The 21,193-nt window shown below is 60.4% G+C and carries 16 protein-coding genes and 1 other RNA gene; 13 read left to right on the forward strand and 4 right to left on the reverse strand.

Annotated elements, in window-relative coordinates:
* Positions 1 to 115 precede the first annotated feature (115 nt).
* Complete coding sequence (gene ilvA / locus T9A_RS06285) at positions 116 to 1,633, forward strand: threonine ammonia-lyase, biosynthetic (RefSeq protein WP_035246079.1); 1,518 nt, start codon at positions 116 to 118, stop codon at positions 1,631 to 1,633.
* 296 nt (positions 1,634 to 1,929) lie between these two features.
* A complete protein-coding gene (locus T9A_RS17030) occupies positions 1,930 to 2,076 on the forward strand; it encodes a hypothetical protein (protein ID WP_156964847.1) in 147 nt (48 codons plus the stop codon).
* Here the strand turns inward: T9A_RS17030 and T9A_RS06290 are convergent.
* The 4 genes from T9A_RS06290 to T9A_RS06300 form a co-directional block, all read right to left on the reverse strand.
* Complete coding sequence (locus T9A_RS06290; protein WP_035246318.1) at positions 2,060 to 2,641, reverse strand: 5-formyltetrahydrofolate cyclo-ligase; 582 nt, start codon at positions 2,639 to 2,641, stop codon at positions 2,060 to 2,062. The genes T9A_RS17030 and T9A_RS06290 overlap by 17 nt on opposite strands.
* Positions 2,642 to 2,666: 25 nt before the next feature.
* Positions 2,667 to 2,850: non-coding RNA, 6S RNA (gene ssrS / locus T9A_RS16795), on the reverse strand.
* Positions 2,851 to 3,126: 276 nt separating this feature from the next.
* Complete coding sequence (locus T9A_RS06295; protein ID WP_035246081.1) at positions 3,127 to 3,438, reverse strand: cell division protein ZapA; 312 nt, start codon at positions 3,436 to 3,438, stop codon at positions 3,127 to 3,129.
* 51 nt (positions 3,439 to 3,489) lie between these two features.
* On the reverse strand, positions 3,490 to 3,702 hold the full coding sequence (locus T9A_RS06300; RefSeq protein ID WP_035246082.1) for a TIGR02449 family protein: 213 nt from the start codon (positions 3,700 to 3,702) through the stop codon (positions 3,490 to 3,492).
* Positions 3,703 to 3,981: 279 nt separating this feature from the next.
* Here T9A_RS06300 and T9A_RS06305 point away from each other — a divergent pair, with 279 nt between their 5' ends.
* From T9A_RS06305 to T9A_RS06350, 11 genes are all read left to right on the forward strand, one after another.
* On the forward strand, positions 3,982 to 4,566 hold the full coding sequence (locus tag T9A_RS06305; protein ID WP_035246085.1) for a UPF0149 family protein: 585 nt from the start codon (positions 3,982 to 3,984) through the stop codon (positions 4,564 to 4,566).
* A 37-nt stretch (positions 4,567 to 4,603) separates the two neighbouring features.
* On the forward strand, positions 4,604 to 5,929 hold the full coding sequence (gene pepP / locus T9A_RS06310) for a Xaa-Pro aminopeptidase (RefSeq protein WP_035246087.1): 1,326 nt from the start codon (positions 4,604 to 4,606) through the stop codon (positions 5,927 to 5,929).
* A gap of 76 nt (positions 5,930 to 6,005) precedes the next feature.
* Entirely contained in the window at positions 6,006 to 7,187 is a 1,182-nt protein-coding gene (locus T9A_RS06315) for an FAD-dependent monooxygenase (protein ID WP_035246089.1), read from the forward strand.
* A gap of 219 nt (positions 7,188 to 7,406) precedes the next feature.
* Entirely contained in the window at positions 7,407 to 8,654 is a 1,248-nt protein-coding gene (locus T9A_RS06320) for an FAD-dependent monooxygenase (protein WP_035246091.1), read from the forward strand.
* Positions 8,655 to 8,756: 102 nt separating this feature from the next.
* A complete protein-coding gene (locus tag T9A_RS06325; protein WP_035246092.1) occupies positions 8,757 to 9,767 on the forward strand; it encodes an extracellular solute-binding protein in 1,011 nt (336 codons plus the stop codon).
* A gap of 3 nt (positions 9,768 to 9,770) precedes the next feature.
* Positions 9,771 to 11,360: an ABC transporter permease gene (locus T9A_RS06330; protein ID WP_035246094.1), complete on the forward strand. Its 1,590-nt coding sequence runs from the start codon at positions 9,771 to 9,773 to the stop codon at positions 11,358 to 11,360.
* A 485-nt stretch (positions 11,361 to 11,845) separates the two neighbouring features.
* Complete coding sequence (locus tag T9A_RS06335) at positions 11,846 to 13,201, forward strand: outer membrane protein transport protein (protein WP_035246095.1); 1,356 nt, start codon at positions 11,846 to 11,848, stop codon at positions 13,199 to 13,201.
* Positions 13,202 to 13,213: 12 nt separating this feature from the next.
* The gene (locus T9A_RS06340; protein ID WP_035246097.1) at positions 13,214 to 16,456 is read left to right on the forward strand and encodes an Ig-like domain-containing domain; all 3,243 of its coding nucleotides are present in this window, start codon (positions 13,214 to 13,216) and stop codon (positions 16,454 to 16,456) included.
* A gap of 320 nt (positions 16,457 to 16,776) precedes the next feature.
* Positions 16,777 to 17,112: a hypothetical protein gene (locus T9A_RS17385; RefSeq protein WP_332248858.1), complete on the forward strand. Its 336-nt coding sequence runs from the start codon at positions 16,777 to 16,779 to the stop codon at positions 17,110 to 17,112.
* A complete protein-coding gene (locus T9A_RS06345) occupies positions 17,079 to 18,143 on the forward strand; it encodes an OmpP1/FadL family transporter (RefSeq protein WP_332248860.1) in 1,065 nt (354 codons plus the stop codon). Before T9A_RS17385 ends, T9A_RS06345 begins: the two co-directional genes overlap by 34 nt.
* 14 nt (positions 18,144 to 18,157) lie before the next feature.
* Entirely contained in the window at positions 18,158 to 21,106 is a 2,949-nt protein-coding gene (locus tag T9A_RS06350; RefSeq protein WP_232222022.1) for an Ig-like domain-containing domain, read from the forward strand.
* Positions 21,107 to 21,193: the final 87 nt, after the last annotated feature.

A 21,193-nucleotide genomic window follows, 5' to 3' on the forward strand; every position in this document is an offset into this window, starting at 1 on the left:
TATAGGGCAGGCGTGGCGATGACTCGACCCTGGAGAGTCCCGACCTATCGCATTTATCCCGGCCAGCCCCTAGACTAGACCCTTCTGCGCACCAAACACCAACCCGGAACTCCCCATGCTGGATAAATACGTCAAACGGATACTGCAATCCCGCGTCTACGACGTGGCGGTGGAAACCCCCATCCATGCGGCGCCGTTGATTTCCAAGCGTATTGGCAACCGGGTGTTGCTCAAGCGGGAAGACCTGCAGCCGGTGTTTTCCTTCAAGCTGCGCGGCGCCTATAACAAGCTTTGTCAGCTCAACGATGAGCAGCTTCAGCGCGGGGTGATCTGTGCCTCCGCCGGCAACCATGCTCAGGGGCTGGCGCTGGCAGCCAGTTCCATGGGTATCAAGGCTACCATCGTGATGCCGCGCACTACGCCGGACATCAAGGTGAACTCGGTGCGCAATCATGGTGGAAAGGCGGTGCTCTACGGCGACAGTTTCGATGAGGCTCTCGCTCATGCCCGCAAGCTGGAAGCGCGTGACAACCTGACCTTTGTGCACCCCTATGACGATCCGGATGTGATTGCCGGGCAGGGCACGGTCGGTATGGAAATCCTGCGTCAGCAAAGTCGCGACCTGGATGCCATCTTTATCCCTGTGGGCGGCGGGGGGCTGGCCGCCGGTGTGGCGGCCTATGTGAAATATGTGCGCCCGGATGTGAAAATCATCGCGGTAGAACCGGAAGATGCCGCCTGCCTGAAGGTGGCGCTTGAGAAAAATCGCCGTGCAATCCTGCCTGAGGTGGGGTTGTTTGCCGATGGCGTGGCGGTGAAACAGATTGGCAAGGAAACCTTCAAGATCCTGCGTCACCACGTGGATGAAGTGATTACCGCCACCACCGATGAAATCTGTGCGGCCATCAAGGATGCCTTCGAGGATACCCGGGCCATCTGCGAGCCCGCCGGCGCGTTGGCCCTGGCCGGTCTGAAGAACTGGGTAGCCAAACACCAGGTGGAAAACCAGACCCTGGTGGCGATTCAGAGTGGCGCCAATGTGAATTTCGACCGTCTGCGCCATGTGTCAGAGCGGGCGGAGCTGGGTGAACAGCGCGAGGCTATTCTGGCGGTGACCATTCCCGAACGCCCTGGTGCGTTTCGTGCTTTCTGCCAGGCCCTGGGTCGGCGTGGTATTACCGAGTTCAACTACCGTTACAGCGATGACCGGGATGCCAACATATTTGTGGGCATCCAGCTGCGACCGGGCGGGGAAGCCCTTCAGGCCTTGATGGCAGACCTGGAGGAGCGTGGTTACCCAGTGGTGGATATGAGCGGCAACGAAATGGCCAAGTTGCACATCCGCCATATGGTAGGAGGGCATGCGCCACGCCAGGATATGCAGGAAAGGCTGTTCCGGGTGGAATTTCCCGAACGCCCCGGTGCCCTGATGAAGTTTCTCCAGTCCCTGGGAGAGAAGTGGAATATCAGCCTGTTCCATTACCGTAACCATGGCGCGGCCTATGGCCGGGTGTTGGTGGGCTTTCAGGTGGAGGCCGGGAAGTATTCCCGACTGCTTGCTGATCTCAAAAAGGTGCCTTATCCCATGGTCGAGGAAAGCGACAACCCGGCCTACCGCCTGTTTCTGGACTAACACTGAACTAAATAGCGGTGGTTCGGTCACTCCATGGCGACTTTGCTGGAAGGCCAGAACTGAAATAGTTGGCACAATCACTATTTGCGTTTAAAGCGGGTGTTTTTAGCCAGTTAATGGGCCTTTTTGTTAAGAAACGTCAGCAAAGCCGGCTAAGTGCTTGACTTTACATTGCGAAATGATCAAATTTTGACCCGGTTGGCATTTTACATTTTGTAATAGCTTTAAGGTGACACTCTTGTTACGACTTTCGGGTCGCTTTGAGTATTGCTGTACCGCTTTTTGGGGATAGAAAAATGAAGAAGAAGCCGGACGCCCTGGTGCTACTGGCTGTGATATTCGGCTTGGGCGTGCTGATCAGCAGCCTGACCTACGGCGGCAACGAAAACGATTACCAACGCTACGCAGATAGCGCCGGCGTTGTTGTCAGTCACATCCAGTAGTAACAGTCAGATCTACCGGTTGGTCCCACGGGGCTACCGGTAGCGTTCCCTCCGTAACCTTTTGAAAGTCATAACCCACCGCCACCAGTATGGGTCGCCTTGGCCTGCGCGCCAGCTCTGCCAGCGTGCGGTCGTAATACCCTCCCCCCATGCCTAGCCGATAGCCGCAGGCGTCAAACGCCACTGCAGGCAGCAGAATCACGTCCAGTGCCCACAACGCCCGACCCCGATAGTGGTGTGCCGGTTCGGCAATGCCGTAATGGTTGGGGCGCATGGGGTGGTGCCGCTGCCAGAGGCGAAACTGCAGGTGGCCACGGCGGATCGGGTCCAGGCGTGGCAGGTAGGTAGTGGCAAGCTGGAAGCGGTTGTGGTCGAGCCCGGGTAGCAGATCGAGCTCGCCGTCGTTGGCCAGATACAGCGCCAGATGGCGGGCCGGGCGATGGCCTAGTGCCTGATCCAGCTGAGCTCCGACACGGTGGCTGGCCCGGCGGCGCTGGCCAGGAGTCAGGGAGCGGCGTTGCTGTCGGAACTGGCGGCGCAGTTGCCGCCGCGTAGCTGCGGTCATGGGCTGGCCAATGCAGAAATAAAGGGTGCTTCCCGGTCCGCCGCTGCGGGTTTGACCCTTGAACCGCAGGTTCAAGGTGGAGGCAGCAACCCCACCTTCAGGCTTTCCGCTCAATAGGCGGACATGCACACAGGCAGGGCAATATTTGCCCCCGGGTATTACTTTATCGGCTCGGGGACATGACCCTCTGGCGAACGGGCCAGGAAGCACTCGGGTGCAGTATAACAGTGGTATCGGGGGCAGGTCAGGACTTGACAGGGAAAGGATTTCGTTGGCCTTTACTCGGAGTCGCTGTAGGAGTTCCCTTCCAGGGGACGAACCACGCGTCAGCGTGGAAATCGCCCGCAGGGCGATCAGGGATGCCGGGGATCGACAGGTCTTTCCAGAAAGGGATGCGTGTTGGTCGGGGCTTTTCCTCGCCAAGGCTCGGTTCGCTCCTCAAGCCGCGCTCCTACAGGGGGGGGTAGAAACGTGGAGGGAAGAGACTACAGCTTGCGGCGGGCGTCTTCGAAGGCCTGGATTTCGTCTTCCAGGCGAGTGAGCAGGGCCTGGACGCGGGCTTCGCTTTCGGAGTCTTCGGATACCGCCTTGCGGGCGTTGAGCAATTCGTGGCTCATGTTCAGGGCGGTCATGATGGCAATGCGTTCCAGGCCGATCACATTGGCATCGCGGACTTCACGCAGTTGTTTGTCCAGATAGCGGGCGGCGGCCAGCAGGTTGTCCTGCTCACCGGCGGGGCAGGCGACGCGATACTCCTTGTCCAGTAGATGAATTACCAGGGAGTTTTCGTTAGACATGGCCGAGGGCACCGCATTGGCTGTGGATCAGTGTCAGGCAGGATGTCACGCTCAGGACTCCTGCTCCAGGGATTTCAGACGCGAAATAATGGCTTCGACCTTGTTGCGAGCCACATCGTTTTTTTTCAGCAGTTGGGCGCGTTCTTCCACCAGCTTGGCCTCGCGTTCATGCAAGGACTGGTTTTCCTGACGCAGGCGCGCACTGATGCGCAGCAGGTCATCGACGCGGGCTTCCAGTTGCCGTAGTTGTTGTTCCGTCGTCATGGCAAAATGTACGCTGTTCGCCTAAGGTGTGGACCTTTCTCGGCCCGGCGTTCCCGTAGAGCCTGTTTATTGGCCCTCACCCTGCCGGTATTTTCCGGCAATGGCATTCCCACCCGGATTACAGGTTGTTTCAACTATAGGTGTGGGGTTTGCAAGGGTCAACGAAATTCAATAGTGGTAGCCACTTAGCGCACATTATTCACGGGCTGCCTGAGAAGCTGTGCGGCGTCCTGACAGGGGCCGAGATAACCTTCCCATTCCCGCAAAACGGATAGAGTCATGTCCAACCCGATTGATTTTGAAGCCCTGGCCCAGGGCCTGGCTGCCGCCGGTGTGGCCCATTCCCCCAGTGAACTGCAAGGTTTGATGGCGGGGCTGCTGGCCACTGGCCATGGCGGTCACGATGAAGAAGTGATGGGCGTACTGGCGGCCCATACGGATATTGATGGTGGCTTTGACGGCGCTCTCTCGGTGGCACTGCTTTCATTGCGTGATCAGCTCCACGAAGGGTTCCAGGGTACCGGCCTCGATCTGGCGCTGTTGCTGCCCGGCGATGAAGAAGAGCTGGGCCTGCGTGTGGCGGCAGTGGCCCAGTGGTGCGAAGGCTTTCTGGTGGGATTCGGTACCGGATCGGCCAACACCCATGACAAGGACCTGTCGCCGGGTATCCAGGAAGCCTTGTCCGACCTGGCAGCGATCAGTCAGGTGGCCACGCCGGACGATGACGGGGACGAGCAGGAAGATATGTTCGAGCAGGTGGCGGAGCATTGCCGGATGGCAGCGCTGATGATTTACACTGAGCTGGTCATGCGCAACCAGGACAAGCCGGCACCTGCGCCGCAAACGCCACCTACCCGGCACTGAGAATCGCCGTTATCGCTGCCATTACCAAGGAGTGCTCTTGAGTATCAACCGCCAGGAATTCGATCGTCGCCGCCAGGAGCTGATGGGTATCATGGGGCCCAACAGCATTGCCATTCTGCCGGCTGCCCCGGAACGCACCCGTAATCGGGATGTGGAATACCCCTACCGGCAGAACAGCGATTTCTGGTACCTCACCGGTTTTGGCGAACCAGAAGCGATCATGGTGCTGCTGCCTGGCCGGGAGCACGGCGAGTATGTGCTGTTCTGCCGCGAGCGCGATCGGGCCATGGAAATCTGGAACGGCTACCGGGCTGGGCCGGATGGTGCGGTGAGCGACTTCGATGCGGACGATGCCTTTCCCATCGGGGACATCGACGAGATCCTGCCGGGGCTGATCGAAGGCCGTGAGCGAGTCTACTACGACCTGGGCCACGATGCGGAATTCGACCGCCGTCTGATGGGCTGGGTCAACAGTATTCGTGAGCGGGTCCGTTCCGGTGCCCAGCCGCCCGGAGAGTTCGTTGCCCTGGCCCACCATCTGCACGACATGCGCCTGTTCAAGAGCGCCGCTGAAATCAAGTTGATGCGCCGCGCTGCCAGCATTTCCGCAGGTGCCCATGTGCGCGCCATGCAGGCGGTCAAACCGGGCATGATGGAATACCAGCTGGAAGCGGAATACATCCACGAATTCATGCGCAACGGCTCACGCAGTCCCGCCTACCCGAGTATTGTCGGTGGCGGTGCCAATGGCTGCATCCTTCACTACATCGAAAACAGCCAGAAGCTGAAAAGCGGCGACCTGGTGCTAGTGGATGCCGGTTGCGAGCTGGAGAACTATGCCTCGGACATCACTCGTACCTTCCCGGTGAGCGGTACCTTCAGCAAACCGCAGCAAGCCTTGTACGAACTGGTGCTGGCCAGCCAGCATGCGGCTATTGAGGCTACCCATCCGGACAATCACTGGAATGTCCCCCACGAAAAAGTGGTGCATATCCTCACCCAGGGTCTGCTGGATCTGGGACTGCTCAAAGGTGAATTCAACGAGGTGGTGGAAACCGAAGCTTACCGCCGCTTCTTCATGCATCGCACCGGTCACTGGCTGGGGCTGGATGTGCATGATGTGGGCGACTACCGGGTGCAGGAACAGTGGCGGCAACTGGAGCCGGGCATGGCGCTGACCGTGGAGCCTGGGCTGTATGTGGCGCCGGACGACGACAGCGTGGACGAACAGTGGCGCGGCATCGGTATCCGCATTGAGGATGATGTGGTGGTGACCAAAGACGGCTGTGATGTGCTTAGCCATGAAGTGCCGAAGGAAGTAGCGGATATCGAAGCGGTGATGAAAAAAGCAGTTAACAGTTAATAGTGAATAGTTAACAGCGAAAACCGGTGCTAATACGCTCCTGCAGATACCCCTTATATGGTTTCGGGAAACCTGGATGACGGAACAGAGGCAAGACCCCATTCTTATCGTCGGCGGTGGCATGGCCGGGGCGTTGCTGGCCTTGTTGTTGCGGCATCACGGTGCGTCGGCGGTGACGCTGGTGGAAAGCCATCCTCTGACCCTGCCCGATGAACCGCCGCTGACGCCCAGCTTCGATGCGCGCAGCACCGCGCTGTCCGCCGGCACCCTGTCGGTACTGGATGAGTTGGGATTGGCCGAGGCCATTCGTGAACATGCCGCCGCTATCGATACCGTGCACGTATCTCGCCGCTCGCGACTCGGCATCACCCGCCTGCGCGCCAGCGAAGAAGGGGTGCCGGCGCTGGGGGCGGTGGTGGAAAACCGCTGGCTGGGTTTTGTGTTGTTGCGGGCCCTGTATGCGGATGCCGCTATCCAGGTGCTGGCACCGGAACGGCTTAGCGCCATTCGCCGTCTGGCAGATGGCTATGAGGCTACCCTGGAATCCGGCCGCACCCTGACCACGCCGTTGCTGATCGCTGCGGATGGTGCCAAGTCGCGTACCCGCGAATGGCTGGGAGTGAGCGCCCGGGACAGCGATACCGGCCACGATGCCATGATCGCCAACCTGTCACTGGCCAGTGACCACCAGGGTATTGCCTACGAGCGCTTTCTCAACGATGGGCCGTTGGCGCTGTTGCCGCTGCCGGACCGCCGTTTTGGCCTGGTCTGGACCGGCCCCCGTGATCAGGTGGATGCCTGGATGGAAATGGAGTCCGGTGCTTTGCTGAAGCAGTTGCAGCAGCAATGCCCGGCAGAGGCGCCCCGGATTACCGGCATCGGCGAACGTCAGCGTTACCCGCTGATACTCACCCATGCCTGTGCCCAGGCGGTGCCCTTCGGTGTGGTGGTAGGCAATGCCGCCCACACCCTGCACCCGGTGGCAGGCCAGGGTTTCAATCTGACCGTCCGCGATCTGGTTCAGCTGGCATGTACCGTGGGCGGCGCGTCGGCACCGGGAAAACTGTCCCTGTTGCAGCAATACGTGCAGCGCCGGGAGCAGGACCAGGCCTTGATCAGCCAGGCCTCGCGCTGGGTGCCGGAAATGTTCCGGGTCCAGCAACCGTTGTTTGCGCACAGTCGGCAGCTGGGGCTGGTGGCCATGGATATTCTGCCCGGCCTGCGTCAGGGGTTTGCGCGGCGGGCCATGGGGCTTTGAAAAGGCAATTGATAATTGAGAATGGATAATTGATAACGAAACCCTGGCTACGAAGCCGTGTAGGAGCGCCGCTTGAGGCGCGAATGTTCACGCTCTACTTAACGCGTGCTGCTGCGCTTGCATTGTCAACTTACCTATATCAAGCGCTGCAAGCTCTTCGCGCCTCAAGCGGCGCTCCTACATATCAACAGCGAGCATCGACCTTTGAAGAATGCGGCCATGACAGAACAGCCTGATTCCCAACATATCGTCATCGTCGGCGGTGGTATGACCGGGGGCTTGCTGGCGGTGTTGCTGGCGGAGCAGGGGCTGGATGTGACCGTGCTGGATGGGGCGCCGGCGCCGGTGATGCCCTCCGGGCCGGCCCAGTTGCGGGTGTCCACGCTCACTGAGGCCAGTTACTGGTTGCTGCAAAACAGCGGCGTCTGGGAGCATCTGGACATGAGCCGGGTGCAGCCCTACGACGCCATGCAGGTGTGGGATCAGGATGGCACCGGCGAAGTGCTGTTCCGTGCGGAAGAGGTGGGCGCGCAGTCCCTGGGCTGGCTATTGGAAAACGGTCACCTGGCGGCGGCGCTTTACCGGCGGGCGGCGGACTTTGCCAATCTGGACTGGCGCTGCAATGCAGCGGTGGACAGCGCCCGCCGTGAGGAAGGTGGCTGGCAGGTGCGCGCCGGGGACCAGAGCTGGCAGGCGGATCTGTTGGTGGGGGCCGATGGCGCCCGCTCCCGGGTGCGGGACTGGGCCGGTATCAGTGGCGGTGCCCGCGACAGTGGCCATCATGCGCTGGTGGCCACCATCTCTACTGCGCTGCCCCATGATGCCTGCGCTCGCCAGGTGTTCATGGAATCCGGGCCGTTGGCGCTGCTGCCGCTTTACAGTGACCCGCAGCAGGGTGAGCAGCGGCAGTGTTCCATTGTCTGGTCTGGCTGGCCGGAGCGTATTGCTCAACTGCGAGAAAAGGCGCCGGCGGATTTTGCTGCCGAACTGCAAGCGGGCGTCGGTGATGCGCTCGGCGAGGTGGCGCTGCTCAGCGACAGGGCGGTGTTCCCCATCCAGGAGCGACATGCCAGCAGCTATGTAGCAGCGGGCCTGGCGCTGGTGGGCGATGCCGCCCACGTGATTCATCCGCTGGCGGGGCAGGGCGTCAACCTGGGCCTGCTGGACGCGGCGGTGCTGGCGGAAGAGGTGGAGCGAGCCGTTGGCAGCGGGCGTTCCTGTGCGGACAGCGCGGCCCTTGCCCGATATCAGCGTCGGCGCCGCGGTGAGAACCTGATCATGCAGAATGCCATGCGCGGGTTTCAGCACTTGTTTGGCCAGCGAGCCCTGCCGGTGCGCTGGCTGCGCAACACAGGCATGCGCTGGGTCAATCAGGGCGGGCCGCTCAAGCGACTCTTTGCCAGCCAGGCCATGGGCCGCGGTGCGGATTTGCCGGCACGCGCAAGACCCCAATATCCGGGTGCGTGAGGTGCGCAAATCAGGCTAGAGCTTGGCATAAAATCCTGCCATACTTGCGCCTCAATTAAGAATCATTCTTGTTTCCTTGTGCATTTGATGGAGTCCTCTACTATGCGAGCCGTTGCGTTTCTGGCCGCCGCCGCTGTCATGCTTACCGGGCTGTGGGCCTGCTCCGAACCCGCCGCCGAAGAAGAACTGGTGGTCTATACCTCGCGGAATGACCATCTGATCAAGCCGGTATTCGATGCCTATACCGAAGCCACCGGCGTGAAAATCCGCTATATCACTGACAATGCCGCTGCCCTGACTGCCCGTTTGCAGGCGGAAGGTGAGCGCTCTCCAGCGGATATGCTGATCACCGTGGACGCCGGCAACCTCTGGAATGCGGCGGACAAGGACTTGCTGCAACCGCTGGAGTCTCAGGTACTGTCTGCCAATGTGCCGACGGAACTGACCGACCCGGAAAATCGCTGGTTCGGCCTGACCGTGCGGGCCCGCACCCTGGTGTATTCCACAGACCGGGTGGACCCGGCGGCACTGTCCAGCTACGAAGCGCTGGCGGAACCGGAATGGAAGGGCCGTCTGTGCCTGCGTACCTCCAAGAAGGTCTACAACCAGTCCCTGGTAGCAACCATGATCAAGCGCCTTGGCGAAGAAAAAACCGAGGAAATCGTGCGTGGCTGGGTGGCGAATCTGGCCACCGACGTGTTCTCCAACGACACCGCCCTGATGGAAGCCATCGTCGCCGGGCAATGTGATGTGGGCATCGTGAATACCTACTACTTCGGCCGCATGAAGCAGGACAATCCGCAGCTGCCCCTGTCCCTGTTCTGGGCCAACCAGCAAAGCAGCGGTGTCCACGTGAACATCTCCGGCGCCGGCATTACCCGCCATGCGCCGCACCCGCAAAAAGCCCGCGACCTGCTGGAATGGATGAGCCAGCCGCAGGCCCAGAAACTGCTGGCCGACCGCAATATGGAATACCCGGTGAATGCCGCCGTGGAGCCTGCCGAGGAAGTGGCCTCCTGGGGGGAATTCAAATCGGATGATCTGAACGTCAGTGTGGCCGGCGCCCTGCAGGTGGATGCCGTCAAACTGATGGATCGCGCCGGGTACCGCTAACCGGTGCGAACACGGGGAGCCCTTTCCGCCAGCGGTGCCAGCGTTCTGCTGCTGGCCTTGCTGGTGCTGGTGCCCATTGTGGTACTGCTGGCCGCCTGGCAGCAGGAGCAGTGGGCCACCTGGCAGCACCTGCTCGACACGGTGCTGTGGCGTCTGGTGGGCAATACCCTGTTCCTGATGGTGGGGGTAACCGCTGGGGTACTGCTGCTCGGGGTCTCCCTGGCCTGGTGTGTGGCCACCCTGGAATTCCCCGGGCGGCGCTGGCTGCAATGGGCGCTGTTGCTGCCCATGGCCATGCCTGCCTATGTGCTGGCGTTCGTGATGGTGGACCTGCTGGATTACGCCGGCCCCATCCAGACCTTCCTGCGCCAGTGGCTGCCGGTGTTGCCGGACTTCAGCGCCCGCCATCCCCTGTGGGTGGTGATCACCCTCTCCCTGGTGCTCTATCCCTATGTCTACATGCTGGCCCGGTTGGCCTTCGAGGCCCAGGGGCGGGCGGTGCTGGAACAGGCCCGTATCCTTGGTGATACGGCCTCGTCCGCCTTTTTCCGGGTCGCCCTGCCGATGGCACGCCCCGGCATCGCGGCGGGTCTGGCGCTGGCATTGATGGAAACCCTGGCCGACTTCGGTGCGGTGAGTATCTTCAACTTCGATACCTTTACCACGGCGATCTACAAGAGCTGGTACGGCCTGTTCAACTTGCAGGCCGCCGCCCAGCTTGCCTCTCTGTTATTGCTGTTCGTGGTGGTGGCGCTGTGGCTGGAGCGGCGTGGTCGCAGCCGGGCCCGTTACAGCGAGATCGGCGGTCGGCAGACCTTGCGCAGTCGTCCGCGGTTGGCCTGGGGGGTAACCCTGTTTGCCTTTGCGGTACTGTTCCTGGCCTTCCTGCTGCCGGTCAGTCGCTTGCTGTACTGGGTGATCGACAATGGCTTGATGCAGGTGGATGCCCGTTTTCTCAACCTGATCTGGCGTACCTTCCTGCTCGGCACCATGGCCGCCGTGCTGGTGCTGACACTGGCCGGCTGGCTGGCCTGGGTGAAGCGGCATCAGCCGTCGCCTTCGGTATCTGTGGCCGTGCGGCTGGCGACCCTGGGCTACGCCTTGCCGGGTTCGGTGCTCGCGGTGGGCATTATGATCAGCTTCAGCGCGGTGGAAAGCTGGCTGGCGGATCTGGGGGTGGGCATCGTACTGGTCAGCACCCTGGCCGCGTTGCTGTTGGCCTACGTGGTCCGCTTTATGGCCGTGGGTTTCGGGCCAGTGGAAAACGCCCTGCAGCAGGTCCGCCCAAGCCTGGTGGAGGCCGCCCGTACCTTGGGGGCATCCTCTGCGGAAGTGGGGCGCCGAGTCTATGTGCCGATGATGCTGCCGGGTCTGCTCACGGCGCTGTTACTGGTGGGCATCGATGTGATGAAGGAAATGCCCGCTACTCTGCTGCTGCGCCCCTTCGGCTGGGACACCCTGGCAGTCCGCATTTACGAGCTGACCGCCGAAGGGGAATGGCAACGAGCCGCCGCACCGGCGTTGACCCTGGTACTGCTGGGGCTGATCCCGGTGATGGTGCTGACCCGCCGGCGCTCTGCACGGCTGAGCTGACCCGAGACAGACAGGGAAGCCCGATTCATGCGCATACGTTACAGCTTTGTCGCCTGGCCGTGCCGGTGACGTTACTGTCAGTGCTGATCGTGAGCCCGAAGATCTACCTGAAAACCCCGGCGGGCGGAGTCAAACTCCAATAGCTGGGGGAGCCCATCAAGCCGTAATCTACGGACGATGAAATCCTTGCCGGCCTTTGGGCCGGCTTTCTTTGGGCGCTCTACCTGCCCTTCACATACCCGCCGTTGCTGGGGTAAATCGAAACCGCCCGGTTACATCGGGTAACAATATCGGTGCTCCCACCTACTTTTCTCAACTATTCCCAACTTTTTGCCAACGGCGCTGGCACCGTCGTTTTGTTTGACTTATTGCATATACACAGGGGGGAATAGGCGAGAGGCTGCATAGCTTCACGTATTGTTCTCCTGTCGCCTGGGAGCTTAACCTGAGGCGAGAACCCTAATAACAAACGCCGGAGAAGCGCTATGACTACCAAGACCCTTACCCGCTGGGGAGCTGCTGTCATTCTCAGCACTGCCCTGTCGAGCCCTGCTTTCGCTGCCATGGGCAATACGGCCAGCACCTACGGCCTGCTTCCTGCCGATGTGGGCACAGCCATGGGCCTATCCATGTTCAACTCCCAGGCGTCGGCGCTCTACTACAACCCGGCCTACCTGACACGAGACCCCCGCGGTGAACTGACAGTTGGCTTGTTGCATGGCGATCAAGAATTGCGTGCCGTCAGCCAGGGCAATCCCAACGGTGGCGCGCCATCCGTGATTCGTGATGGTGACGTGCTTAACGACACCATGTCTCAGCAGCAGGTCATTGCGCTGAAAACCGATCTCACCGACATGACCAAGTTCGAACACCCGATCTACTTCGCGATCATTGCCGGCGTGGAAAAATTTGGTGAGGAAATGCTGGCGTTTGATTCCAGCACCAACCGGGAAGGCCAATTTTTCAACTACGGCCGACAGCCATTGTTCCTGAATCTCGGTGGCGGCCTCGAACTGGCCAACGGGATTACCACCGGTGCCTCCGCGCACATTTCCCTGCGTTCTGAAGCGACCTTGATCGCCAGCGCCAACCTGGCCGGTGAAACCCAGCGAGAAGAGCTGACCGTGTCTGCCAAGCCGGTCATCCGCCCCGTGCTTTCCATGAACCTGGAATGGGACAAGGTTTTCTGCGGTAAGGAAGACTGCGGCATCTGGACCGGTCTGGAAACCGCCTTTGCATTCCGCGGGCACACCGAGGCCCGCACAGCGGTGGAATCCAATCTGACTATCCCCGGTACCGTTATTGATCCAGGTATCACCGTGCTTATTGATACCATCGACTCCTACCAGCCGGATATCTTCAGCGCCGGTCTGCTTTACCACTTCACTGATAATTTCCGGGCTGCCGTCACCGTAGAACAGCAGAACTGGAGTGACCTGGAAGATGAGCTGGCCCGCGATACCGTTAAGGACCAGGCTTTTGCTGAGTTCAAGGATATCGTGGTGCCGCGTATTGGTGCAGAGTGGACGGTGAACGATCATCTGATCCTCTCCGGCGGTGTGGCGTATCAGGAAAGCCCACTGGAAAGCATCCAGACCCCTGACGTGAACTATCTGGACAGCGACAAATTGATTGTCGGCGTGGGCTCGTCACTGATTATCAAGAACCCGCCGATCCTCGCTTATCCGCTGCGCCTTGATTTTGGTTACCAGTTCCAGAAGCTGGAGGAACGGGATTTCGAGTTGACCACCAACCGCCCCGGTGTGACCAACCCCTATGAAGTGGTAACCGCTGATGGCGATGTCCATGTGTTTTCCGGTGCTATCACGGTGAAGTTCTAACGGAGGTGTTCCATGAAAAAGAATAATATCGCCCTGACAGCGCTGACCGCCCTTGCGGTGGCAGGCTGTGGCGGGGACAAAGACCGGGTGAGTTTCGATACACCCACCTTCAATGCGCGCAACCTGCATTATACCTACCCGCTGGATAACCAGACCCAGTTGGCGCCGCGTGCCATTGTGGCGCTGCAGTTCAGTCACACCGTGTCAGCCACGGTAGATAATTTCGTGTTCAAAGATGCGGACGGGCAGGATGTGGCGTTTACCCTGGAGTCCGTGGCCGACGGCCGCGGTGTGGTACTGACCCCGGTGGATGCCCTGGCGCCGGCCACTGATTACACGGTGGTCATGAACGGGGTGACCGTGCTTGGTGAAACCACCACCTTCAAGGACGGCGAGCTCAACTTCACCACCCGCGCCGCTCTGGAAGGGCCGCTGGATACTCAGCAGACCGCCGCCAGTTTCGAAGTGTCATCCCTTTTTCCTGGCGATGACCAGTTCGAAAGCATGGATTTTTCCAGCTTCCGGCTGCGTACCACCAAGCCCATAGATGTTTCCACCGCTGTGTATGGCGACACCGTCAGCCTGATGAGCAATGGCGAACTGGTGCCGGCGCAGCTGTTGGTGGGGCGCACCTCCATGACGGTGGACCCGGCGGAAGACATGACGCCCGGCCAGACCTATGAGCTGGCTGTCAGCGGCGTGTTGAGCCAGTCCGGCGAGACCATCACGGCCTTTACCCACTCTACCGTACCCCAGGACACCACCTCGCCGACTACCGGTGAGCGGGCAGTTCTGGTCACCAATGCACCGCCAGCGGATGATTCCCTGGGCTGTCAGGATCCAGGGGTGATCACCTCTGATCTGACCGGACAGCCGATCAACTGCGTGCCGGTGATCGGCACTCTGCTGCAGGATAAGACCGTGTCCAAGCAGTCCGGCGATGTTTACGCGGAGCTGGCGTTCACCCCCAACTTTCCGGATGTGACTCCGCTGCGGGTGAAGAAGGGTGGCATCCTTACCGGTGATGCCCTGGAAGTGTTTATCGGCGGTGAAGTGCCGGTGGGCTTTGATTCCGGGGAAGTGACCGTACAGATCATTTCCGATGCCACCGGTTACCTGTTTCCCAACCCCAATGCGGAAAGCGATGACGCGCCCAAGCAGCTGCGGCTGATGATGGATGTGGCCACCTCCACCTCTGACGCCCGCGCCAATGGAGCGTTTACCCAGAATCTGATGCATCTGGAACTGGTAGGCACCGGCCTGATTGAAGATGGCCAGCTCAATACTGATGCCATCACCGTGGTGGAGCCGCGCGTACTGGGCGTGGAAAACAGCTACGGGGTGCTCAGTTTCCGTATGGAGTCCTACCAAGATCAGGAAAATGCGCCGATCCAGCCGATTGATTCCGTCAATCCGATCGTTCCCGTTCTGAATGGGGATAACGGCCCGGAACTGTCCTGGCAGCCGGGCAATGTGGCTGATCGCATGGAGCCGGGCGACCCGATTGTTATCCACTTCAATGAAGTGCTAGAAAAGGAAACCATTGTTGCCGGTGACAGCCTGATGCTGACTAAAGGTGGCGTGGCGGAGCCGTTTAGCTGGGTCCTGAATGGCAATGCCCTGGTGATCACTCCGGATGTGCCGGTGGAATACGGTGTGGAGTATGTGGTTACCACTACGCCGGAGATTACTGATCTGGAAGGTAATCCCTTGCAGATGCTGGATACCCTGGAAGGGGATAATAGCCTGGACTTTGCTTTGCCGGAGTATGTGGTAAACGATCCGGATGATGTGCGCCGTGGTCCGTTTGCGGCGACGGTCTATCCCGGCTTCCCCTGTGCCAGCAGTGCTGCTAGCCAGGCAGAAATCGACGCGGGGACCCAAGGGGTCTGCGTGTCTTCCAGTGAACCAGACGATCAGGTAGAGGTGGATGATCTGCCCATTGTCGCCCTGCCCTCGAACCGCCCGATTCGGGTGCGCTTCTCCCAGAACATGAATGCCGATACCATCACGCTGGGTGGTACTTTTCTGGTAGAGAAAGATAATGGCGGCACTTGGGAGTCGGTGAGCGGCGAGCTTGATGTGGCCACCCGTGGTGTTGTATTCACCCCGGAAACCGCGTGGGAAGAAGGTGCTCTGTACCGCTACGTGTTAGCGGGTAATGGTGGCGGTCCTGATTGTGTGGGTATCTGCTCGGTGGATGATCTGCCATTGCAGACAGCCCCGCTGTTGGGCGGAGGCTTCAAGGACGGCGGCCCGGACATGGAGATTCTATTCTACGGCGCCCCGGCGGCGACCACCGTGTTCCAGGAGCTGGATAATCTGCCCAGTGCCGATGTGAACAATAACTTCCAGATCGATAGCGGCGAGCCGGTTGTTTCCGGTGATGTCATTGATCCACTGGATACGCCGTCCAATGCCACCATGATCTTGCCCCGTGATGGTGGTGGTGAAGGGCTGGTGACCACGGCGAATACCGGGTGTGGCTACGAAGGTGCACCGCCGTTTTCTGTTGAAGATCAGGCGCAGTGCGACAGTGATCGTATCCTCTATATTAGCGGGTTGTTGAATACCGAGATCCTCGACTTCGACCCGGTAGAGCAGGGCGTGCCGGTGGTGATTTATCCGACCACTGTGGCCCTGACCAACCTGGATGCCACGGCCGTGGTTGGGCTGGACCTGAATGTGCTGGATGGAGGCAGTACCCTGGATTCCATCCCGGTGCTTGGCCCGATTCTGGGCGACGTACTGGAAGTTACCCTTGGGTTGGTGAACGACACCGTTTCAGCATTGGCCGGTGAGTTTGGTGGTGATGGGGTGCTTGACAGCCTGCTGTCGGTGGTCGGTGATGTGGGGCTGGTGCCAATCGATACCGCAACCGGACCGAACATCATGCGGGTGCGTTATGACGAAGATGAGAACGGCAATCGCACCATTCCGCCGGTAGGCTATATCGTGGAGACCCCGGACGGACCTGTATTTCGCATCACTTTTGACCTGTTATTCGATGCGCCAGGGTTAAGTTTGCCTCTGGGGCTGGAGCACAACGTTAAAGGGCTACCGATTGATGGGATAGATTTGGAGGGGCCGCTGGACTTCCTGCCTGATGGCCGTTTGTTTATCGCTCTGCAGAATAAACAGTCGAAAAATGTGGATCTGGAGATTACTCTGGGACCGTTGGAAGGCGGCAAGGTGAAGCTGTTGATCCCGCCGGGAGGGATTAACCTCAGCTACCAGAGCGGGACCATCCAGTAATCCTGGTCGCGTTTCCTCTCTTATCTGCGCCCCGCTTGTCGGGGCGTTATTTTTTCTGTCTACGGCTGGTGCCAACTTGCCGGGAACTCCACTCTCTATTCCTTTAGGTGGCACGGTCGTGCCGGAAATGCTCCGTCAACGTCCTGTCTACCCGTCACTGTTTAAAAGAATTTTACGGTTCCTTGTTGTGATTAACGGCAAATAACGCTTTCTACCTATGTGAGCGCCTGTTCATTTTTGCATAAGGTGAGCTCCCCCCGTCGCCGCCCTGGCGACAGACAACGTAAAAGCAACAAGAAAACAGTGTAGGAGTACAACAAATGGCTGTGTCTTTTTCGGGACGTGTCGCCGCCGTTGCTGGTGGTGTGTTGGTGCAATCTGTTGCCTTGGCGAGTATGGGTAATATCGGCACAACCTATGGCGTTCTGCCCTCGGATATTGCCTCAGCGCAGGCACTAAGCCTTTTCAATGACCAGGTTTCTGCTACTTATTACAACCCTGCGGCTCTGGCCCGGGATTCCCGTGGTGAACTGACCACCGGTTTGATGCATGCCGATCATGAGCTGCGGGCGGAAAGCCTCGGCGGCGCTGATGCGCTGATGCGCCGATTCGCAATGGTGACGTGCTGCAGGATTCCCCCTCCCAGCACGTGCTGATCGGCATGAAGACCGATCTCACCTCGCTGAGCAAATACGATCACCCCCTCTACCTGGGTCTGATGCTGGGTGTGGAAAAATACGGCGAGGAAATGCTCGCGTTCGAATCCCAGACCTCGCAACAAGGGCAGTACTTCGAATATGGCCGTGAGCCCCTGTTTCTGAATCTGGGCGGTGCCACCCAGTTGTGGCGCGGTATCGACGTAGGCGCCACCGCCCGTATCACCCTGCACGCGGAAGCGGATCTGGCCGCCACCACTGACCTGGCCGGCAACACCCGCTACGAAAGACTGGAAGTCTCCGCCAAGCCCGCCATCCGTCCGATCTTCGGCATCAACATGGACTGGGGCGAAACCTTTTGTGCCAAGGGAGATGATTGCTGGTTCAATGGCCTGGAAACGGCGCTGGCCTATCGCGGTTATTCCAATACCAAGACCGAGGTGAACGCCAATGCGATCATCCCCGGCGTGATTTCCAGCCCGGGCCTGATGCTGGCCATCAACACCCTGGATTCCTACCAGCCCAACATCCTCAGCGGTGGGCTGCATTACCAGTCCGGTCGCTGGCGCACCGGGGTCAGCGTAGAATGGCAGGAGTGGTCGGCGCTGGAAGAAGAATTCGAGCGCGACACCATCAAGGACCAGACCGTCAATGGCGATGTGGGTCAGCTGCGTTTCAAGGATGTGTTGATCCCGCGAATCGGTGCTCAGTTTCGCCTCAACGACACCTTTACCGTCAATGGTGGCCTGGCCTTCAGCGAATCACCGCTGGATTCCGACGCCTCCGTGGACGTGAATTATCTGGATAGCGACAAGTGGATCGTTGGTCTTGGCGTGGCCGCCGAGTTCAAGGAACCCTGGCTGCTGGCTTACCCGGTGCGTCTGGATTTCGGTTGCCAGTACCAGAAGCTGGAAGCCCGGGAATTCGATATCTACGACACCCAGTCCGCCGTCTATCCGCAGCCCAGTGAGCGGGTGGAAGCGGAAGGTGACGTCCACGTGTTCAGTGGTTCCCTGACCCTGAAATTCTGATTGCGGAGGCAAGCATGATGTTGCGAATATTTTCCCTGATTGCCGCCGCGTCGCTGCTGGTCGCCTGTGGCGGCGGCAGTGAACAGACGGTGGACTACAGTGCCCGTAAAAAAGGGCAGGTGTATTACAGCTATCCGGCGGATGAGCAGACCGGTGTGTCAGTGAATGCGCCGGTGGTGGTGCAGTTTTCCGAGCCGCCGGCGCTGGCCGATCAGGACGTGACCCTGATCGGACCGGATGGCCCGGTGGATGTGGTGTTGTCCCGCGCCGACCAAGACCGCTCCCTGGTGGTGACCCCTCAGGCGCCGCTGGCTTTCCAGAGCGATTACCGACTAGAGCTGGACGGTATGACGCTGGTCGGTTTCAGCGGTGGCGAGCTGGCCTTTACCACCGGCAGCGCCGGAAAGGGCCCGGCCAGCGAGCAGCAGCAGGCAGATGCCTTCACCGTCAGCCGCTTTTCCCCGTCCGGTGACGACACTCGCCCGTTGATGGATTTCTCCACCCTGCACGTGCAGTTCAGCCAGCCGCTGGATACCAGCAGCGTGGAGTACGGCACCACCGTCAGCCTGGAAGATGGCAGTGGCAACCTGGTGGAGGCCAGCGTGCTGGCAGGCAGTAACCGCCTCACGGTGGACCCGGCCGACGATCTCCAGCCTGGCCAGAGCTATACCCTGGTTCTCGATGGCGCCTTGAGCAGCCGTTTCGGCACAACCCTGACCGGCAACAGTGAGTTTGCGGTTAACCCGCAGGACTCCCAGCCCCGTGAAACCCTGGCGCTGGAAGCCATGGCTGCTGACCCGGTGAAAGGCTGTAATGAAGGTGGTGTGACCCTGTCCCCGCTGACCGGCTCGCCGATCAACTGTGTACCCCTGATTGCCCGTTTGCTGGGCAACACCACGGTGTCGAAACTGTCCGGGGATCTGTTTGCCGACCTGGCCTTTATCCCCAACTACCCGGACGCTTCGCCGCTGCGGATTCGCAAGGGCGCCTTGCTGAAAGGCGCGCCGCTGGAAGTCTTGATCGGTGGCCAGTTGCCCGCCGGCTTTGATTCCGGCGAAGTGACGGTGAGCTTCCTCTCCGATGCCACCGGCTACTTGTTGCCGGCCCCCTACAGTGCCCGTCCGGAAGCGCCGCGCCGCATCATGCTGACCCTGGACCTGGCCTTCTCCACCGCCGATTCTCGTGCCAACGGCGCCTTTACCCAGACCCTGTTGCAAGTGGAGCTGGTGGGCCGTGCCATCGTTGAAGAGGGGCGCATGGAGATCGATGCCTTGGGCGTGGTGGAGCCGGAAGTGCTCGGTATCGAAACCGCCTTTGGCGTGCTCAGCTTCCACATGGAGTCCTACCTGGATCAGGAAAACGCCCCGGAGCCGCCGGTGGATATCTCCGGCCCCAGCCTGCAAAGCTGGCAGCCGGGCGATTACGCGGATCGTTTCCGCCCGGGGGATCCCATTGTCCTCAACCTCAGTGAAACTCCGGATCAGGACAGCATTGAAGCCGGCGTCAGTGTCACTCTCACCGACCAGGGGGCGGCGGTGCCGTTCAACTGGACCCTGGATGGTGCCTCGCTGACCCTCACCCCGAAGCAGCCGCTGGCGTTCGGCCGTGAGTATCAGGTCACCCTCACCGATGGGGTAGAGGACCTGTACGGCAATCCGGCGTCACCGGAAACCCTGCTGTTCAGCATGCCCGCCTACAGCCCCGATGCACCGCGCACGCCCTACACCATTACCGTGTATCCGGGCTTCCCCTGTGCTGTGGACCCGGCCAGCCGTGACCTTGCCAATGGCATTCAGGGTCAGTGCGCCAGCGCCTTTCAGAATCAGGCCGGTGACCTGCTGCCGGTGGATGCGATGCCTGCCAACCGGCCCATCGAGGTGCAGTTCTCCCAAAATATGGATACCAGCAGCATGGTACTCGGCCAGGCCTGCGGGGAGGGCAGTGTGCGAGTGGAAAAAATCGACAGTGCTGGCAACTGTCTCGAGGTGGTGCCCGGCTACCTGTCCCGCAACACCCGCTCACTGACGGTGATCCCTGCCCAGCCCTGGGAAGAGGGCGAGCTTTATCAATATGTGCTTGGCTCCCAGCAAAGCACCGGCTGCGGCCAGGACGTGATCTGCTCGGTGGCCGGCATGCCCCTGCAGACTGCCCAGTTGCTGGCCCCGGCGGCGAATGCCGGCGGCCCGGACATGGCCATTGCCTTCACCGGTGCCCCGGCCACCAGTAACGTGTTCCTGCCACTGCGTAATTTGCCCAAGGCGGATGTGAACGCCAACTTTGAAATCGATGCCGGTGAGCAGAAAGCGGTGGAAGACCCGCCAGGCAGTGGTCAATTCCCCACGCCCACCAATGCCGCCTCCCTGTTTGTCACTGGCACTGGTGGTCTGGCCACCGGCGCCAACGTGGGCTGCCCACTCAACCAGAGCTGCCCCGGGGAGAAGTTCACCTACCTGAACGGCGGCATCAACGCGGACATCGTCGGCTGGAACGAGGACGAGCAGGCGGTGGAAGTGCTGATTTATCAGCCGGTGCTGATGACCACCAACAGCAGCGTCTATGCGCAGATTCTCGGCCTGGTGGAGCCGGAAGTGCCCACCGAACCCCTGGTGATGCGCGCCCGCTATGCGGATGACGGCAACGGCAATCGTACCGAGCCGGTGCGTGGCTTTATCCGTCATGATGGCAATTCGCTGACCTTCGACACCACCCTGGACCTGTTTCTGGATGCCCCGGAAATGGAAGCGCCGCTGGGGCTGCCGCATAACCTGCACAGCCTGGAGCTAAATGACCTGCAGCTGAACGGCCCGGTGGACTTCCTGGCCGATGGCCGCCTGGTGATCGGCCTGATCAGTCTCGATGAGCAGGATATTGATGTGCGCATTGGTGGCGCGGCGGCCACCATCGACCTGCAGATCCCTGCAGGTGGCGTCAACCTGACCTTCCAGAGCGGTTCCATCAAGTAACCGCCAAACGCGAGGCCGCTCCCCTAACCAGCCCAGAGCTGGTTAGGGGAGCGGTCGTTAGACCGCGATCTCCACCAACCCCTGCCA

The organism is Alcanivorax jadensis T9 (assembly GCF_000756655.1).
Classification (GTDB): domain Bacteria; phylum Pseudomonadota; class Gammaproteobacteria; order Pseudomonadales; family Alcanivoracaceae; genus Alcanivorax; species Alcanivorax jadensis.

Bases quoted from the DNA above. Each gene is read 5' to 3' on its own strand.
- ilvA (WP_035246079.1), top strand. From the start codon at position 116: ATGCTGGATAAATACGTCAAACGGATACTGCAATCCCGCGTCTACGAC.
- T9A_RS17030 (WP_156964847.1), top strand. From the start codon at position 1,930: ATGAAGAAGAAGCCGGACGCCCTGGTGCTACTGGCTGTGATATTCGGC.
- T9A_RS06290 (WP_035246318.1), bottom strand. From the start codon at position 2,641: ATGACCGCAGCTACGCGGCGGCAACTGCGCCGCCAGTTCCGACAGCAA.
- T9A_RS06295 (WP_035246081.1), bottom strand. From the start codon at position 3,438: ATGTCTAACGAAAACTCCCTGGTAATTCATCTACTGGACAAGGAGTAT.
- T9A_RS06300 (WP_035246082.1), bottom strand. From the start codon at position 3,702: ATGACGACGGAACAACAACTACGGCAACTGGAAGCCCGCGTCGATGAC.
- T9A_RS06305 (WP_035246085.1), top strand. From the start codon at position 3,982: ATGTCCAACCCGATTGATTTTGAAGCCCTGGCCCAGGGCCTGGCTGCC.
- T9A_RS06315 (WP_035246089.1), top strand. From the start codon at position 6,006: ATGACGGAACAGAGGCAAGACCCCATTCTTATCGTCGGCGGTGGCATG.
- T9A_RS06320 (WP_035246091.1), top strand. From the start codon at position 7,407: ATGACAGAACAGCCTGATTCCCAACATATCGTCATCGTCGGCGGTGGT.
- T9A_RS06325 (WP_035246092.1), top strand. From the start codon at position 8,757: ATGCGAGCCGTTGCGTTTCTGGCCGCCGCCGCTGTCATGCTTACCGGG.
- T9A_RS06335 (WP_035246095.1), top strand. From the start codon at position 11,846: ATGACTACCAAGACCCTTACCCGCTGGGGAGCTGCTGTCATTCTCAGC.
- T9A_RS06340 (WP_035246097.1), top strand. From the start codon at position 13,214: ATGAAAAAGAATAATATCGCCCTGACAGCGCTGACCGCCCTTGCGGTG.
- T9A_RS17385 (WP_332248858.1), top strand. From the start codon at position 16,777: ATGGCTGTGTCTTTTTCGGGACGTGTCGCCGCCGTTGCTGGTGGTGTG.
- T9A_RS06350 (WP_232222022.1), top strand. From the start codon at position 18,158: ATGATGTTGCGAATATTTTCCCTGATTGCCGCCGCGTCGCTGCTGGTC.